This is a genomic window from Alteromonas sp. ABM1_013, assembly GCF_056160505.1.
Genome location: NZ_JBSWXH010000001.1, coordinates 367,991 through 385,125, shown reverse-complemented (window position 1 = coordinate 385,125; position 17,135 = coordinate 367,991). Strand labels below are relative to the sequence as shown.

The following is a 17,135-nucleotide window of genomic DNA, read 5'->3' as shown; positions in this document are numbered from 1 at the left end:
TATACTACTAAATAAGCCAACACTGATGTAAATAAAAAGTTAAGTTTGCTAATGTAAGGAGCATACCTTACATCCTTTGCCTTATTAGGAATAAGCAACATGATAACTTACCCAGATAATGTGACATGCCTAGCCGACTATATTGAAAGTGTTTTAAAGAAGTTCGCAGATAGACCTGCATATACGGCTCTTGGACAAACTCTCACGTTTGCCGATATCGACAGTAAGTCGTCTGCGTTAGCACGTTATTTCGTACACGAAGCAAAACTGACTCCTGGTACAAAAGTGGCCATTCAGCTTCCCAATCTTATCCAAAACCCTATTGTCGTTTATGCCGCACTCCGTGCAGGTCTTGTCGTAGTAAATACTAATCCGCTATATACTGAGCGGGAGATGAAGCATCAGTTTACCGATAGCGGGGCAAAAGCCTTAGTTATTTTAAGTGACTTACTTCCTAAGTTTACCAACATTAAAGATGACACTGGTATCGAGACAGTCATTACGACTTCGGCAACAGAGTTGCTAGACCCTAGTACAGCGCCAACGCTTGACGGGACGGTTTCTTTTAGCAAAGCAATTGAAGTAGGAAGTGCACTGCCTTCGTTCTCTCGTCCTTCAATAGCGTTAGACGAGCTCGCCATGCTGCAATACACCGGAGGTACGACCGGCGTCTCTAAAGGCGCAGCACTTAGCAATAAAAATGTAATGGCTAACTGTATTCAAATGCTTGATCGCATTGGTGAAGGCTTTAAAGACGGCGAAGAAGTGTTGGTGTGCCCGTTGCCGCTCTATCATATTTATGCGTTCACGGTCGGTATGATGGCGCTATTTGCGAAGGGCACGCACATTATTCTTATCCCTAACCCGAGAGATATCGACGGTTTCATTCAAACACTCAAGCCCCATAAAATTTCCGCCTTTATGGGGATAAATACGCTATTTGTCGGTCTTGGACGACATCCAGAATTTGCAAAGCTCGATTTTTCTAATCTTCATCTCACTATGTCTGGCGGTACAGCGCTCACCCAAGCAGCTGTGTCGATTTGGCGAGATGTAACGGGTAACACCATCACCGAGGGCTATGGCCTGTCTGAAACTGCGCCCGTGGTTTCATTCAACATTCCAGGAAAAGAGGAAATAGGAACAGTCGGCCATGAGCTAGAAGACACTGAGGTAGCGCTTCTTGATAGTTATGATAAGCCAGCTTCAGAAGGTGAGTCGGGGCAAATAGCAGTGCGCGGACCGCAGGTTATGATGGGCTATTGGAATCGGGATGATGAAACGGCAAAGGTAATGACCGAAGACGGCTTCTTCAAAACCGGTGATATCGGTATTCGTACAGAATCTGGCGCAATTAAAATTGTAGATCGCTTAAAAGACATGATTATTGTTTCAGGCTTCAACGTTTATCCGAACGAAATAGAAGATGTGCTAACGTCGCACCCCAGCGTGATGGAAGCCGCCGTTGTTGGCAAGCCTGATGATAAAACAGGAGAGCGAGTGTGTGCTTACATTACGCTATCTGGTGATGTATCGACAGAAGACGTTATCGAACATTGCAAGACGCAGTTAACTAACTACAAAGTTCCGAAGTCAATCACAATATTAGAAGAGCTACCCAAATCAACAGTGGGTAAAATACTCCGTCGAGAACTACGTTCTGCCTAAAAACACAAAACAGCACAAAAAATAGCAACTGAAAAAAAAAGCGCATAGTGTCAAAACCTATGCGTTTTTTTATTTTAAATATCAGACAACTGCTACCAAAGAATAAGCTTAACGTGTTGAAAAAATCGCGGTTCTGTCATTAACTTAAACAAACCCCAATCACTTTCGTTGCACTTATGCAATTTACGACATTACCTGTCTACCCGCTGTCTTGCTCTAGATTAACTTTACGTCTTACAAAAGGCTTTGGGTTGTGAACCGCCCGTTGCTAGAACGTCAGGCTATGGACAAGCATGGCATGGTTGCAACTATGGATGTAAAAGGGAATATCCTTAGTGCTAATGAAAAGTGTTGTGAATTCTCAGGGTTTTCTGAGAAAGAAATAGTGGGTGAGAATATCACCGCCTTCGACATCACCAACATTACAGCCGATGAAAAGCAAGAGATCTTCAGCTCACTTTCACTAGGCAAAATATGGCAAGGCGAAGTTCACAGCATAAGAAAAACCGGTGAACCTTGGTATGTATTTGCCACTGTGGTTCCAGTTGTTAAAAAAGCAACCCTTGTCGACCACCTTATTGTTATTGGGACAGACATTTCTCAACAGAAGCGTTTAGAAAAGCGTCTCTCTGAAGGACGCGCTTTTTACCGCAGCATTACCGATAGTATTGGAGAAGGGGTTTATGCAGTAAATGCAGCGGGTCAAACACAATTTCTCAATCCTGCCGCTTCTCAGCTTCTAGGGTGGACTTTAAAAGAACTTCAAGACCGTCGTTTTCACGATACCGTCCATTACCAAAAGGGAGACGGCACCCTCCTGCCTAGAGAGCAGTGCCCAGTAAACCTCGCTATTCGCGAAGGAAAGTCTTATACCTCATATGAAGACTTTTTTACCGATAAGCGAGGCAGGCTATTCCCTATTTCTATCGTTGCGGTACCGCTGATGAATAACGAAGGTGAACCAGACGGGCATGTGGGTGTATTCAACGATATTAGCGGTCAAAAAGCCATTGAACAGAAGCTACAAAAAGCCTATGACGAAGCGCAAAGTGCAAACAAAGCTAAAACCGACTTCCTTGCTACAATGAGCCACGAGATAAGGACGCCGATGAACGCCATCATTGGTTTGACGCATTTGGCCTTAGAAACAAACGATAATGAACAGCGCCAGCAATACTTAGAGAAAGTTCAGCGAAGTTCAAATGCGTTACTCGAGCTGATGAATAGTATCTTGGACTTTTCCAAAGTTGAAGCCAATAAAATAGACATTCTCGATGAACCGTTTACGTTAAGTAGAATGATAGAAAAGCTGGCGCAGGTGTTTCAAGTAAAAGCACAGCAAAAACATCTTCAGTTACTTTTTGATATTCGCTGCAATACCAACACACCATGCAAGGGCGATAGCGAAAAAATCTACCAAGTTTTGTTGAATCTTTTAAGTAACGCTATCAAGTTTACAGAAAAAGGTTACGTTCTACTTAAAGTCGATAAGCGGAATAATCACCTTTTCTTTAGTGTAAGCGATACCGGAATGGGAATTAGCGATGCGGGCAAAGCAAAGCTTTTCAATGCCTTCGAACAGGCTGACGCATCCATTTCTCGAAAGTTTGGTGGTACTGGGTTAGGGCTTGCAATTTGTAAGCGACTTGTAGAATTCATGGGCGGAGAACTGACCCTTGAAAGCCAAATCAATGAGGGAAGTTGCTTTGCATTCTCGCTTCCGGTCTGCATTGATGACGAGAAGCCTGCTGAGGCTTTACTTCCTGTCTCCGTCCCCCCAGAAGTACTTTGCATTCAGACACACGAAAGCGTGGAGCAAGGATGTCATATTCTTTGTCAAACGTTAGAAAGACTCAACATCAACTGTCAAATTGTAGATCAGGCAGAAGGGCTATTGCCACAGCAGGCGCCCTTTAGCATCGCTTATTTACCCATTGATGAATCTAGCTGGAAACGCTTTGCCAATCACATGCAATTTGGTGAATACCGCGACTTAAACGTCAATGTTCTGATCACCCCATTTTGTCGAGAAGACGTTCGTAAGCGATTCGGAAAAACCTTCCCTAACGATGTTCGAATTATTGAGCTTCCATTTACAGAAAGCGAAATCATTTCCGCTTTATCACCTTTGCAAGTGCCAACAAATCAGGAGGCAACCGAAGGTCTTGAAAGCAAAAAGTGGCGAACCAATCGATTGGCAGGTAAACGAGTATTAGTAGTAGACGATGACCTAATAAGTGTGGAAATAAGCCAACAAATCCTAACTGACTTAGGCATAAAAGTGTTAACGGCAACAACGGGAGAGTATGCGCTGGCACTGTGCAACTCGAATACCTTTGACGCCATCTTACTTGACTGCCACCTACCAGACATATCTGGTTACGACATCGCAGAAACACTGACGCAAAATGGAAATTGGTTCACGCCAATTATCGCGCTAAGTGCTGATGAAACCAATGAAGCGTCGGAAAAAGCGCTAGCGGCTGGTATGTGCCATCACTTAGTCAAACCCGCCACAGCAAACGAAATTGTTCATACCATTGATATTCATATTCACTCTGGCTACGTTGAAATCATGCCGTTGGACGGATCCAATAAGTTCTTCACTGCACTATTAGATTTCTACAACAAGTATAGTCAACGAAGCGTAATGTCGGACCTGCTCAATATTCTTCATACGCCGTCCTGCACAAGCCAGCTATTAATAAATTTAACCGCAGATGCTCAGAGGATTGGGGCAAGTACGCTAGAACGACATTTACAATGTATTGCAGACGTTCAACAACGTCCGGATTCGGTTATTGCCAAGTACATTGCAAAGCTTTCTTTCGAACTAGATGCGACGCTGCGTTTAATTGCGCATACCATAGATAAAACAGGCCAAAAAAATGACTCGGTTCAAAGTAAAAATATGGGAACGGAGCCTCTGCTCTTATCTCTATACCAAATAAAAACCTTTCTTGAAGCTTATGATGCAAAAGCACTTGACTATATTACTGAAGTTGCAGCTTGCCATGGTGATTCAGCCCATTCACACAGCATAAGTCAATTAAAACAGCGAGCCTCTGTGTATGATTTCGAAGGGGCTTTAGTTGTGGCGCAAAAAATCATAGATGAAATTAAGCATGAACAAGCAGAATAAAGTAGCACAAAAATTCAGTATCCTCGTTGTAGACGACGAGCCAGCCAATATTGATATATTGCTTGGAATACTAAGCCCTTATTATGATGTAAAGGTCGCGCCATCCGGCGCGGTTGCCCTCAAAATAGTTCAGCAGTTTACGCCAGACCTAATACTGCTAGATATTATGATGCCACGTATGGACGGGTTTGAAGTATGCAAACAATTAAAAACTGACAGATTGCTAAGCCAGATTCCGATCATTTTTGTCACAGCGTTGACCCAAGGAGAAAACGAGGAGAAGGGTTTCAAGCTTGGCGCCGTCGACTACATAACCAAGCCAGTATCTCCCAGCATTACACTAGCGCGCGTGAAAACACATATTAGTCTTGCTCATCAAATGCGTACTACCGAAAACTTGGTGTCAAAACGCACTGAAGAGCTTAGCAAAAGCCAGCAAAGTGCCATTACTATGTTAGCGGCAGCAGGACACTATAATGACACAGACACAGGACACCACATTTGGCGCATGGCTGCCTACAGCAAATGTTTAGCTATTGCCTGCGGCTGGTCCTATGACGACGCTTGCTTGTTGGCGCAAGCTGCGCCTATGCATGACACAGGTAAAATCGGTATTCCCGATGCAATTTTGAAAGCGCCTCGTCGCCTTATAAACAGCGAAATGGAGGTGATGCGCACCCATGCACAAATTGGCCACAAAATTCTTTCGCAGTGCGATACACCTTTGTTTAACCTTGCGGCGGAAATTGCATTATGTCACCACGAAAAATGGAACGGTACAGGCTACCCCGAAGGCTTGGCGGGTGAAGACATTCCCGAAAGCGCGCGCATTGTCGCCATTGCCGATGTATTCGACGCCCTTACGATGAAACGCCCTTATAAAAAAGCATGGTCTGACGAAGAAGCATTTGAATATATTCAGGAGGGGGCAGGGAAACATTTCGACCCCAAACTAGTAGAGTGTTTTTTTTCAATCAAACAGGAAATACTAGATACTAAAAGCCATTGGAATCAGTTAGAGGCGGAAGGCCAAATGGCATCAGTATCAGATCTAAACCCCTAATTACTTCTAGTCACTTATAGCCACTATAAAACGCTATCTGACAAACCAAAAGATTCGCGACTTCTAATTAAAGATATTGCGCATGAAGATATAAAAAAAGGTCGATATTTTATCGACCTTTTCAATTAACGCTTGCATTCAACCGCTAGCTTTAACTGGCACCAAGCTCGGCAGCGATAGCGTCAGCTTGGCGTTTTTCGCCCTGCACAAACTGCTTCCATTGCTGTGCCATAGCGCGGCTTTTCTGATGCTTTTCAGCTTCTGCAAGCTGATTAAGCGCAAGGGCATATTGCTTTTTATTGTAAAGTGCCATGCCTTTTATCAAGTAAACCAAACCAGGGTTTCTTAATTCGCCTTTTTCAACAGCACGGTCTGCAGCAGCGATTGCATCGTCAAAACGCTCTTCATTAAGAAGAATTTGCGCTAACTGTGCATCTAACTCACCGTCTTCAGACAGTTCAGCCGCTTGCATCATAACGGGAATGGCTTTGTCTTGCTCTTTAGCAAGTGACCAGCTTTGACCTAAGAACTTAAGGTTGCGCAAGTTTTTCTCGAGCACACCGTCGTTCATCGCCTGTTCCATCAACTTAGCACCTTTATAAGGTACACGGTGATAGTAATAAAGCTGCGCCATGTTGAACACGTCAGCTGACGTATTGACAAACCCACGTTGATAAGCGGTTTCCATGATGGCCAATTGCTTGCGCTCTTCACCTAGCTCACCGTACATACCAGCTAGCTGGATCCAATACTTAGGCTCGTCAAACAACTTAACCATTTTAATAAGAACGTCTTTAACCTTTTGAGGCTGCTTGAGTTCGTAAAAAATAGCACGTTGAAGAATTAACCACCCTTCATCAGGGATCATGCCTTCTGCTTCGTGATCGGCAACGGCTTCAGAAATCCACATTGCCGCTTCGTCGTACTTTTTGTTTTGATAGTACGCCTGGGCTTTGATGACTTTGTTTTTAACCGGTACAGGGCCTGTATTAAGACTTTCCCAACGCTCTAGGTAAGTAATGGTGTCGTCGTAATTACCCTGCATAAGGTTAAGCTGGGCCAGACTGAAAAGCGTGGTCATTTCGAACTTTTCAGGAATTGGCTGCTGCTCTACCACTTTGGCAAACGATTCCAATGCTTTTGCATAGTCTTCGTTGTTGTAATAAATGAAGCCGAAAAAGTTGTACATCATGGCTTTTTCATAAGCGTTCATTGAGTCAGCCTTATCTTCTACTTCTTTCAAAATAGCGATAGCTTCTTCAACATTACCCGCTTCATCTGCTGCCGTTTGGGCCCGGGCTAACTGCTCGTAAACCTTGCCGCGAAGTGTAGGTACACGGCGAGTTTTCTTCTCGCTGGCTTTTTGCTCTTGCGCAACAGCATCATTGGCAACCAACATGCTAGGTACAGATACCGTGGCCGATGCAAATGCAAACGCCAGTGCACTAAGCAATGTATTCGTCTGTTTTTTCATCATGTTCTGTTACCCGTCAATTTGGAACGTAATACGGTTTTGTACACCAGACACTTCTGTTGCTTCACCGTTAACCACGCGAGGTTTATATTTGAACTTCATGGCAGCATCGATAGCCGCTTGTTCGAATATACCTTCTGGGTTAGCTTCAACAACAATTGGGTCGCGTACTGCGCCTTGCTTAGTTACCGTAAATTCAACAATAACAAAGCCTTCAATACCCCGCTGAAGAGCACGTCGTGGATATACCGGCGCAACTTTAACAATAGGCAGATATTCACCGTCACCAGATTCAAGAGCCAAACCGCCCTCTAGCGAGATGTCGTCTCCCACTTCAGCACCAAAGTCCATTGATGTACCTTCTGCATCTGGAGAAGGCGAGTCCATTTGAGGCTGCTCCATTTGCGGTGGCGGCTCTTCTGGCTTAGGTGGCTTCTTCGGCTTACGATCTTTTTTCTCAACCTGTTCATCCTGCTTAACCCTTACGAAGTCAAGCACGCTTCCTTTAGGCGGCTCAGTTAGTGCGCTGCCACCCATCTTGATAAGCGATTGCATCAAGAAGAACAGGCCTAACGTGATCGCAAGGGAAATAACAAATGCGATTAAATATCGTGGCATGATTTATTGCTCTTGGGCTGCAATCGAAACATCGTAAACACCAGCGGCTCGCGACGCGTCCATAACCTTAATTAAGGTTTCTGTTGTGGCCTTTTTGTCAGCCTGAATAACAACAGTACCCTGTGGGTTTTCAGCGTGTAGGCGCTCGATGTTCGCCTGTACTGCGCGAACGTCGATACGACGTTTGTTAATCCAAATTTCACCTTTATCTGAAATAGCGATAAGGATATTAGCGCGATCCTTTTTCACAGCGGTGGCTGCTTCAGGACGGTTAACATCGATACCGGCTTCTTTCACAAATGACGCAGTCACGATAAAGAAGATCAACATGATAAATACAACGTCCAGCATGGGCGTCATGTCGATGTTTGCTTCTTCCTCATCGACTAGGTTTTGAAAGTGCTGCTTCATAATAAATACCTTACCTTAACGCTTAGCTAGCATTAACGTTGAATAATCAATGCATCCTCAAGATGCGTGCGTTCTGATTTCACCATACGAGTTAACCAGGTAGCGGCGAATACGCCTGAAAGTGCGCCAACCATGCCCGCCATTGTCGGGATAGTGGCTTTCGATACACCTGATGCCATTGAACGAGCATTACCTGAACCCGCAATCGCCATTACATCGAACACTTCAATCATACCGGTAACCGTTCCCATCAAGCCTAACAGCGGACAAAGCGCTACCAGTGACTGGATAATTGGGATGCTGCCGTTAAGGCGCATGGTCAACTGTGAAATTGTTTTCTGACGAACTTGCTCAGCGAACCAAGAAGAGCGATCAGCACGTGCAGTCCACATTGCTACCGCTTCTTTCTTGGCTTGCTTGTGCCAAACCATCAGATACATCGCACGCTCGAGGATCAAAAGCCACATAACGAATATCAGCAGACCGATGACCAGGAGAACCTGGCCCCCTGTTTCTGTGAAATCGCGAATTGCTTCTAAAAACTCGATCATGATTAGCCTCGCTCAGCGCGCTCTGCAATTACGCCAGACGCCTGTTCTTGTAGGATGTACACAATGTTCTTAGAACGTGTGTTTAGCATTGCGTAAAGCAGTGTCATTGGAATCGCTACAACAAGACCTAGTACTGTTGTTACAAGTGCAGTTGAAATACCACCTGCCATTAGTTTCGGGTCACCTGTACCAAACAAGGTAATTGCCTGGAAGGTATTAATCATACCCGTTACCGTACCTAGTAGACCCATAAGCGGCGCAACTACTGAGATAATCTTAATGATAGTTAGGTTACGACCTAGCTTAGGCACTTCGCCCAAAATCGCTTCTGTAAGGTGAAGTTCAAGCGCTTCCACGTCAGCGTTTGGATGCTCGTCACGTACTTTAAGTACACGGCCAAGCGGGTTATTAGTGTTAACTTCTTTGCTCTTAAGCTGCTTGTTCACTTTCATGCGCGTTAGCGTAAGCGTTACTAGACGTTCTAGAGCAAGGAGCAAACCGAAAGCACCAACGATAAGAATGATATAACCTACTGGACCACCTTGCTCTACACGCTCTTTAAGGTTAGGCGCTTGAACAAGAAGACCTAGGATAGAACCACCTGTTGGGTCGATACCGAATTGAACTAACTCGCCATTTGATGCTTGAAGCTCTGCCGCAGAGCTCATGTAGCGGTCAGCAGGCTGGCGTACTAGTTCAGACACTGTGCCTGTTACACCGTTGTACTCTAAGTATTTGCCATCAGCAACTAGCGCGAACGGACCTACACGCACAACAGATTTGTTCACTTTCTCGCCACCAGCTTCAACAACGTCAGTGGTAAAGGTAGTCACCTTGCCTGATTCAGTCATTTCACGCTGCATTTCAAACCACACGCGCTCAATCTCTTCAATTGAAGCAAGTTTTGAGCTTGACCCCATATCTTGTGCCATTTGGTCAAGGAACTCTGAACGGCCTTGAATTTGCGCAGATATTACTGAGTTATAGAATTTGTTTTTGGTGTCGCCCGCGATTTGCTGCAGCACACCGAATAGCTCTTTTAGTGAACCAAGACGCGTGTCTAGTGCACCGTTTAAGTCAGCCAGTTTGAATTCGTTTTCTTCAAACTGAGTTTCAAGCTGCTCAGATTGTGCAAGCATCTGGTCACGCTTTTCACGGGTTTCGCGAAGAATGCGATCTTGCTCTGCACGTTGTGATTGGAAATCACGCTCGCGCTGTTTGTTTTGCTGAGACTGTGCGAACTGACCTTCTTCTAATTGCTTTAGAAGTGCATCTAAGTCCATCGCACGGTCGCTTTGTGCGAAAGCACCAACGCTGATGCTAAGGGCTGCTAGACCAACAGCGATACGTTTTACTGTGTTAAACATTCTCATCAACCTCTTAGTCTGTAATTGCCACTGGCAGCATTAGCAAGTCTGGTGCAAGTTGCTTCTTCGCCATGCGCAGACCTTTTGTAATTTGTGTACGGTAGCTGCTATCAAGCTCTTCCCACTGACGGGTTTGCTTGTTCCAAACACCCTGCATGCTAGCATCACGTGTTTGATAAATTAGCGCTGTACGACCAAGGCGTAGGAATTCTACGTCACGTTCTTGACCGTTAATTGAATGAATACCGCTATACGCTTCCATAGTGCGGCCGTAATCCATCTCTACTTGATACGCTTCCATAACGCGGCGGAATTTTTCAGATGCAGCAACATCGGCGCGGTCCATCATGGCGCGAAGGTCAGCAACGCGGTTAGCGCGCTCTTCTGGAAGGAAAGGTACGTCTAAAGCAACAAACTGCTCTAGGCCGTCAATCATACGCATCATAAGTGGCGTGATTTGGCGTTCAACAACAGACACTTCGTCAATAGCTGAGTTCAGATCTGCCATTTCTTGTTCTTGGTTATTGATTTGCTTACGAAGCTGAGTGTTATAAACCTCAAGGCCTTCGATTTCTTTCATCAATGTTTTGAACTGTTGAAGTTTGCTGTCAATTTGATCGGTAATACCGTTTATTTTTTCTTGCGATTTTGCCGCTGACTCATTGATTTTCGCTGCCTCATCGACAACGGGTTTTAAGACTTCATCGTCTTGTGCCAGTACCGGTGTCGCTGTAAGCGCACCTGCAACTAACAAAGCATTGATAAGCTTCATACATTCAAACCTTTAAAGTTAAAAGAAATCGGTTGTATCCGACTATAAATTTCTGCGCGTAGGATAGAGTTTTTCTGTGACAGTTTTATTACGAAACTGTCATATTAGAACCGAAAGTGTCATGTTTAACTCATAAAAAAGGCCGCATGTAGCGGCCTTAAGGATAAGTTCAGTTTTTAGAAGTCATATTTAAATGACAATCTAATACCTGTACCTCGTGTCTCAGACCTAAGCAGGGTATCGTTAAATTCAATTTCACGATCTTCGCCTAGAATATTCTGAACACGTAATGTGACAGTGCTATTAAAGTCTGGGTAGTACTTGTATACCATATCCAATGAATGAAATGGTTGCTCGAAGTTATCGTCGAAACCATCAATACCCGGAATTAGAATACGCTCACCGAATACGTTATAGACTAATGATGCAGTGTGTTCACCGTTATCAGAGTCATAACCCAACTGCATGTTAAGTACATACTGAGAGTGGCCGGTCATTCGGCGCTCAACATTAGTAATTGCCGCAGAAACACCAGTTTGCTCAACGATATTCTGACGATCTAATACGATTTCAGAATCACTGACAGTGATGTTACCTGTAGTAAACAAGTTGTCCCAAATACCGTCGCCAATGAAGGCTAAGTCTTGTAGGAATTCAACTTCAACTCCGTAAACCTCGCCAGATTCAGCGTTAGCAATACGAATTAGGGGTGGACCATCCTGAGCCGGAGACTGTACCGATTCAATTGGCGCCTCCATGTCTTTATAGAATAGGCCTACAGACACGTTGTTACCTGCTTCGCGATACCACTCCCAACGTAAATCATAGTTAATGATATCTGTTGTGCTTACACCAGGTGTACCAGCAATCGGGAAGTTAGTTAGTGGGTCTAGGTAAGTCGCTGATGATACTTCACGAAGATCAGGGCGAACTACCGTTTGGCCAATGCTCGCTCTTAGCTGCATATCGTCTTCTAAGAAGTAAGTCACTGCAAGTGCTGGATAAAAACCGTCTTCTTGGAACGCAAGCTGCGAACGATCCGCTTCGTCACTCAAGTCAAACTGGTTTGTGCGCGGGTCTAGCGGCGCCACTACCTGACGGAAGTCTTCATAACGTGCACCACCAGTGAAACGCCACTTGTTGTCATAGAAGAAATCAGCTTCTAGATAGTAAGCATCAATTTTCTGGCCCGCTACATAGTCATCACCGGCAATAGTCGTATCACGAATAATGGGTCGGCTAGACAAAGATAGGGTGTCTAGAACACTGTCGCTGAAAATTTCGCTAAAGTCGTTACCGTCTAGAATTGAACGGTCTTCAACACCAAGTGTATTGATGTCGAAACGACGGTTTTCAGCAGTACGTGTTTTGGTTACAAAGCTTGCACCCACTTTGTACTCAGTTTCCCACTTACCCATTGTCATTGGGTAAGTCACGTTATAACCAAAATTCTCCAAGCGGTCGTGAAGGTCTTGAAACGTATATCGAGCCGCAGTTTGTGCATCTGACAAGAAGATTTCGTTTTCATCATCAAAGATGCCGTCTTGGTTCACGTCTTCCATTACGAAACGCGCATTGAAGTTACCCGGCGCATGACGTACAGAGCGACCCAACGAGTAAGTCCAGTCAATACCCATGAAGTTTAGTTCTGGGATGGTGTGCTGACCTTTAATCTGATTGGTATAAAGCGAGCGTTCTTCGTACTGAACGTCGATATCGCGAATACGCAAACCTTCTGCTTGGTTTAAGTTTTCCGTGTTACCAAACATTTCGCGAATTTCATCGCGCGTGTCGTTTAGTACAATAAGGCTGTAATCAATACGATGTTGACGGTTGTAGTCTACACCTAATGTTAATAGTGAAGACCAAGTCACCGTTTGCTCAGTACCTTGAATATCGTCAAAGAAGCGTACATTGATAATGTCATCGCCCACTAAGTCAGGGTCTTGTAGCTCGTATTCTTCAGAAGAGCGAGTTTGGGCTGAGTAACGTGAAGTTACCAAAAAGCCAAAGCGCCAGTCGTCATCGTAGTCGTAACTGTCACCATAGGTAACGTTAACGCGCATATCTGGGTCAGCTGATTCTCTCTCAAGCCCATATTCTCTGTTAACGCCCTTGAACAACTCTAGCGCTTCCTCGGGCTCTAGGTCGTCTAGGAAATTCTTTGAATCCCAACGCTCTTGGATAGCAGCAGAGGCTGCGCGGGTTCCGTCGTCTTCACCTGTCCAGTCGCGACCGCCACCAGCATAATCCAGGACATCGCCAGAGTTTTCCGTATCGATACCAACCGCAGCTGATACGTTGAAAACACGCTGTGAAGGTATAGATTTCAATCGGATATTTACGTTACCGCCACCGAATGCCGCAGGCATGGAAGGCGAATACGATTTTTGAACCGCAAGGCTTTCTATAATGCTCGACGGGAACAAGTCGAGAGGTATTACGTTACGCGTTGGATCTGGGCTTGGCACGATTGCGCCGTTTAATTGTGTTGATGAGTAACGCTCACCAAGACCACGTACGTAGATGAAACGACCATCTACCAGTGTTAGACCAGTTACACGGCGAAGTGCACCCGCAGCATCACTGTCACCAGTACGAGCAATCTGCTCAGCACCCATGATATCAGCTACGAAGGCTTGATTTTTACGTTCTTCCATTACTGCTGTCGCGGTGCCTTTTAAGCGCGTACCGGTAGCGACAACCTCCTCAATCACTTCGTCTTCATTTGATTGAGCGTTGGCTATAGACGTTGGAAGCAAAATACTTGCTGCAACGGCTAAGCTAATGGGCTTTAGAAGAAACCTGTTAGCAGGTCTGTTCATGATGAACCTCTTTAGAAAGGAATACATTCACGAAAATAATTCGTGTCTTACAAACTTAAAAGCAAGTGCGCCACTTTTGCAACGCACTTGCTTGTTTTTAGCTATGCGAACTGGGTCTTATTCAAGACCAACAGTCCATCCCGCAGTCCAGTCGTTATCAGCGTCTTTAACTGCGCCGATAAAGTCTACTGAAGAGAAGAAGCTGTCTAGCGTCGATACGTCAGTCGCAGCAGTTGCGTCTACTGTGTAGATACCGTTAAGTACTGTCGCAGTATTATCAAGTAGGCTGTTACCTGTTTGTGCGGTGAACCAGTCTTCTTGGCTAAAGTCACCAGAATCTTTGATGTTTTCCGCACATGCTAGTACAGAAGTTTCAAAAGTAAGTTGTGGGTCGTTAGTGCCGTCCATGTTAGCAAGTAGCGTAGTGTCGCCATCGCTTAGGTCAGCTTCGAAACATTCACCCATACCCGCTGGGCCAGTAACTACGAAGTTATAAAGCTGTGCATTTGTCTGGTCGCGAAGAAGAACGCCTTCAGAATCAGAGTCAGCAGTATCGAACTCGTTACCAATGATAGTCATGTTAGCAACCATTGGGTTAGAGAACGCAGTACCGTCACCGCCGTCACCGTCGCCTTCAATTGCGCGGTTAGCATCAGAGTTGTCTTCTGCGTGCTTAACAAGAACAAATTGTAGTTTACCTTTGTAACCGTTATCCCAGTCTACAGAGTCATCTTGGATGCCTGTTAGCGTAAGATATTTAACGTTTACTGCGCCACCGAAGAACTCAACACCGTCGTCTGCGTTTTTGTGTACTTGTACATACTCAACGGTAGTACCAGAACCCACACCACCAAACGTAATACCGTTTAGTTCGTTATCTGGGGCGATTTCGAAACCACCGTGCATTACGCGAACGTAGCGAAGCGTACCTGAACTATCAGCGTTATCTGTACCACCGAACACTGCACCTTCTTGTGCACCTTCAACTTGAAGTGAACAGTCAGTACCGTCTTGAGGGCACTTAGTAGATTCGCCGTTACCTAGAACAATCATGCCGCCCCATTGACCAGCTTCACCCGCTTCAAGACCGCCAACAACGTGGTCACGTGAAGTGAATGTGATTGGGTCTTCAGCAGTACCGTTTGCATTAATTTCTGAGTCACGGCTGATTACTAGGTAGTCGTTACCAGATGCACCATAAACAGTTACGCCTGGCTCAACAGTAAGGGTTGCGCTGTTTTCTTTGTCGCCACCTACGAATACTGCACCTGAAAGCGCGTAGAAGTTACCTTCTGTAAGCGTTAGGTCAGACGTGATGGTGCCAGACACTTCACACGTAGTGGTTGAACCGTCTACTGGTGTGATAGAAGTAGTACCCGATGGGCAGCCAGAAGCAGATTGTGCTAGTTCGATGTTACCGCCACCGAAGCCAAATGCCCAACCTTGACGCCAGTCATCTTCACCGATAGCACCGATGAAGGTGTTTGCTTCAAAGAAAGTATCAAGCAACGTAGATGCGTCGCCACCGGCGGTAAGAAGGTCGCTTTGAGCTGTTAATGTGCCATCTGGGTTAAGACCAAGATTTGCGCGGTCTTCAAAGGCGATTAGCTGGTTGCCTTCTTGACCTGTAAACCACGCTTCTAGGTCAACTGCACCTTCTGGCGTGTTGAACGGCTCAGAACAAGCGATAGCTGAGTAAGTCATGGTTAGGTCACCGTCAGAAAGGTTAGCTTGAACCGTTTCGTCTGTGTCCATTTCTAAACACTCGCCCATTGCTTCTGGACCAGTGATAAGGAAGTTCATTAGGTTTGCGCCAGTTTGGTCGCGAAGTAGTAAACCTTCAGAATCTGCGTCAGCTGTGTCGAAAGTGTTACCGATAACTGTCATGTTTGCGATCATTGGCTTAGAGAATTCTAGGCCGTCACCACCGTCGCCGTCACCTTCAATACCGCGGTTTGCGTCAGAGTTGTCAGCAGCGTGCTGAACGTAAACATACTGAAGCTTACCTTTGTAACCGTTGTCCCAGTCTACTGAGTCATCTTGGTTAGCTGTTAAAACTAAGTGTTTCGCGTTTACCGCGCCACCGAAGAATTCTACACCGTCATCCGCGTTGCTGTGTACTTGTACATAGTCAACTTCTGTACCTGAACCAACACCACCAAAAGTGATACCGTTAAGTTCGTTGTCTGGCGCAATTTCAAAACCAGCGTATTTAACAACTACGTATTTAAGGATACCAGAGCTGTCTGTATCGTCTGTACCACCAAATACTGCGCCCTCTTCTGCACCTTCAACCTGAAGCGCACAATCAGAACCGTCTTGCGGGCATTTAGTTGAAGTACCGTTACCAAGGATAACTACACCACCCCATTGGCCTGCTCCAACTTCGTCACCTACAACGTCGTTGAAAGATGTCATGATGATTGGAGAAGATGCTGTGCCTTCTGCTTCAATTTGAGAGTCACGGCTAACTACAAGGTAATCTGCACCAGTGCGACCAAAGATGATTGTACCTTCTTCGATTGCTAGCGTTACGCTGTCTGCTTTGTCGTTACCAATAAATACTGGACCTTCAAGTGCCCACACTGTGTCATTAGTTAGCGTGATAACGCCTTGATCGTCAGCATCATCAGCTGTTAAACGACCAGAAAGAACGCGTACTTCAACCGACTGGCCGAACGCATCAGAAACTTCACCACTTAGGAAAGAGCTTACTTCACCTGGAGCTGTATCATCTGAACCAGTATCGCCACCAGTATCGCCACCAGTGTCGCCACCATTGTTATTAGTTACGCTGTTATCAATATCACCTTCACTGATATTAATATCGCCACCACAGCCAGCTAGCACAAGCGCTGTAGCAATAGCTGAAGCTTTGAAAAGTTGCTTAAGTTCCATGTGTTTCTCCAAGTACGGTATAATTATGGATTTTAAAAACGCGGAAACTTTAACTGAGGTAGATGACACATTTGTTACATTAAGGCGCTGTAACAAAAGTTTCACATAAAAAGTTCAATTTTGAGCTAAAAAATCACACAATTAATGCTTAAAGCTCTATGGGACTTTATTTTTTGCTTATTTTCAGATAGTTGCAGAACTCACATTGGCCAAATTGGCTGAGATAAGTCTTTTATTCTTCATTGAAAATTGATCTTTTGTCTAAGATAAACCTGGTATTCATGAAGTTACATTACTGTTTTGTGACAAAATCATGACCACTCAAGGTTATTGGCACATGTGTTTT

General features: G+C 45.0%; 11 protein-coding genes. 3 read left to right on the top strand and 8 right to left on the bottom strand.

All coding sequences use genetic code 11. The annotated features are described in order from the left end of the window. Positions 1-99: 99 nt before the first annotated feature. From ACXAGK_RS01650 to ACXAGK_RS01640, 3 genes are all read left to right on the top strand, one after another. On the top strand, positions 100-1,668 hold the full coding sequence (locus tag ACXAGK_RS01650; RefSeq protein WP_474808677.1) for an AMP-binding protein: 1,569 nt from the start codon (positions 100-102) through the stop codon (positions 1,666-1,668). 253 nt (positions 1,669-1,921) lie between these two features. Beyond that, on the top strand, positions 1,922-4,810 hold the full coding sequence (locus ACXAGK_RS01645; protein WP_474853664.1) for an ATP-binding protein: 2,889 nt from the start codon (positions 1,922-1,924) through the stop codon (positions 4,808-4,810). After that, positions 4,794-5,873 carry a response regulator gene (locus ACXAGK_RS01640; protein ID WP_474853662.1) on the top strand — a complete coding sequence of 360 codons (1,080 nt, stop codon included), beginning with the start codon at positions 4,794-4,796 and terminating at the stop codon, positions 5,871-5,873. Before ACXAGK_RS01645 ends, ACXAGK_RS01640 begins: the two co-directional genes overlap by 17 nt. Before the next feature lie 151 nt (positions 5,874-6,024). Here the strand turns inward: ACXAGK_RS01640 and ACXAGK_RS01635 are convergent, their stop codons facing one another. The 8 genes from ACXAGK_RS01635 to ACXAGK_RS01600 all read right to left on the bottom strand — a co-directional run bounded on the left by ACXAGK_RS01635 (position 6,025) and on the right by ACXAGK_RS01600 (position 16,789). After that, positions 6,025-7,350 carry a tetratricopeptide repeat protein gene (locus ACXAGK_RS01635; protein ID WP_474853660.1) on the bottom strand — a complete coding sequence of 442 codons (1,326 nt, stop codon included), beginning with the start codon at positions 7,348-7,350 and terminating at the stop codon, positions 6,025-6,027. 6 nt (positions 7,351-7,356) lie between these two features. Next, positions 7,357-7,965 carry an energy transducer TonB gene (locus ACXAGK_RS01630; RefSeq protein ID WP_071817099.1) on the bottom strand — a complete coding sequence of 203 codons (609 nt, stop codon included), beginning with the start codon at positions 7,963-7,965 and terminating at the stop codon, positions 7,357-7,359. A 3-nt stretch (positions 7,966-7,968) separates the two neighbouring features. Further along, positions 7,969-8,376, bottom strand: coding sequence for an ExbD/TolR family protein (locus ACXAGK_RS01625; protein ID WP_012517280.1), 408 nt, complete (start codon positions 8,374-8,376; stop codon positions 7,969-7,971). Between the two features lie 32 nt (positions 8,377-8,408). Next, positions 8,409-8,927 (bottom strand): MotA/TolQ/ExbB proton channel family protein, encoded by a 519-nt coding sequence (locus tag ACXAGK_RS01620; protein WP_025256525.1) that lies wholly within the window; start codon positions 8,925-8,927, stop codon positions 8,409-8,411. 2 nt (positions 8,928-8,929) lie between these two features. After that, positions 8,930-10,294: a MotA/TolQ/ExbB proton channel family protein gene (locus ACXAGK_RS01615; RefSeq protein WP_474853658.1), complete on the bottom strand. Its 1,365-nt coding sequence runs from the start codon at positions 10,292-10,294 to the stop codon at positions 8,930-8,932. A 13-nt stretch (positions 10,295-10,307) separates the two neighbouring features. Further along, positions 10,308-11,066: a DUF3450 domain-containing protein gene (locus ACXAGK_RS01610; protein ID WP_474806290.1), complete on the bottom strand. Its 759-nt coding sequence runs from the start codon at positions 11,064-11,066 to the stop codon at positions 10,308-10,310. Between the two features lie 176 nt (positions 11,067-11,242). After that, positions 11,243-13,891 (bottom strand): TonB-dependent receptor domain-containing protein, encoded by a 2,649-nt coding sequence (locus tag ACXAGK_RS01605; protein WP_474853656.1) that lies wholly within the window; start codon positions 13,889-13,891, stop codon positions 11,243-11,245. Positions 13,892-14,008: 117 nt separating this feature from the next. After that, positions 14,009-16,789, bottom strand: a complete 2,781-nt coding sequence (locus ACXAGK_RS01600; RefSeq protein ID WP_474853654.1) for a hypothetical protein — start codon at positions 16,787-16,789, stop codon at positions 14,009-14,011. Between the last annotated feature and the right edge of the window lie 346 nt (positions 16,790-17,135).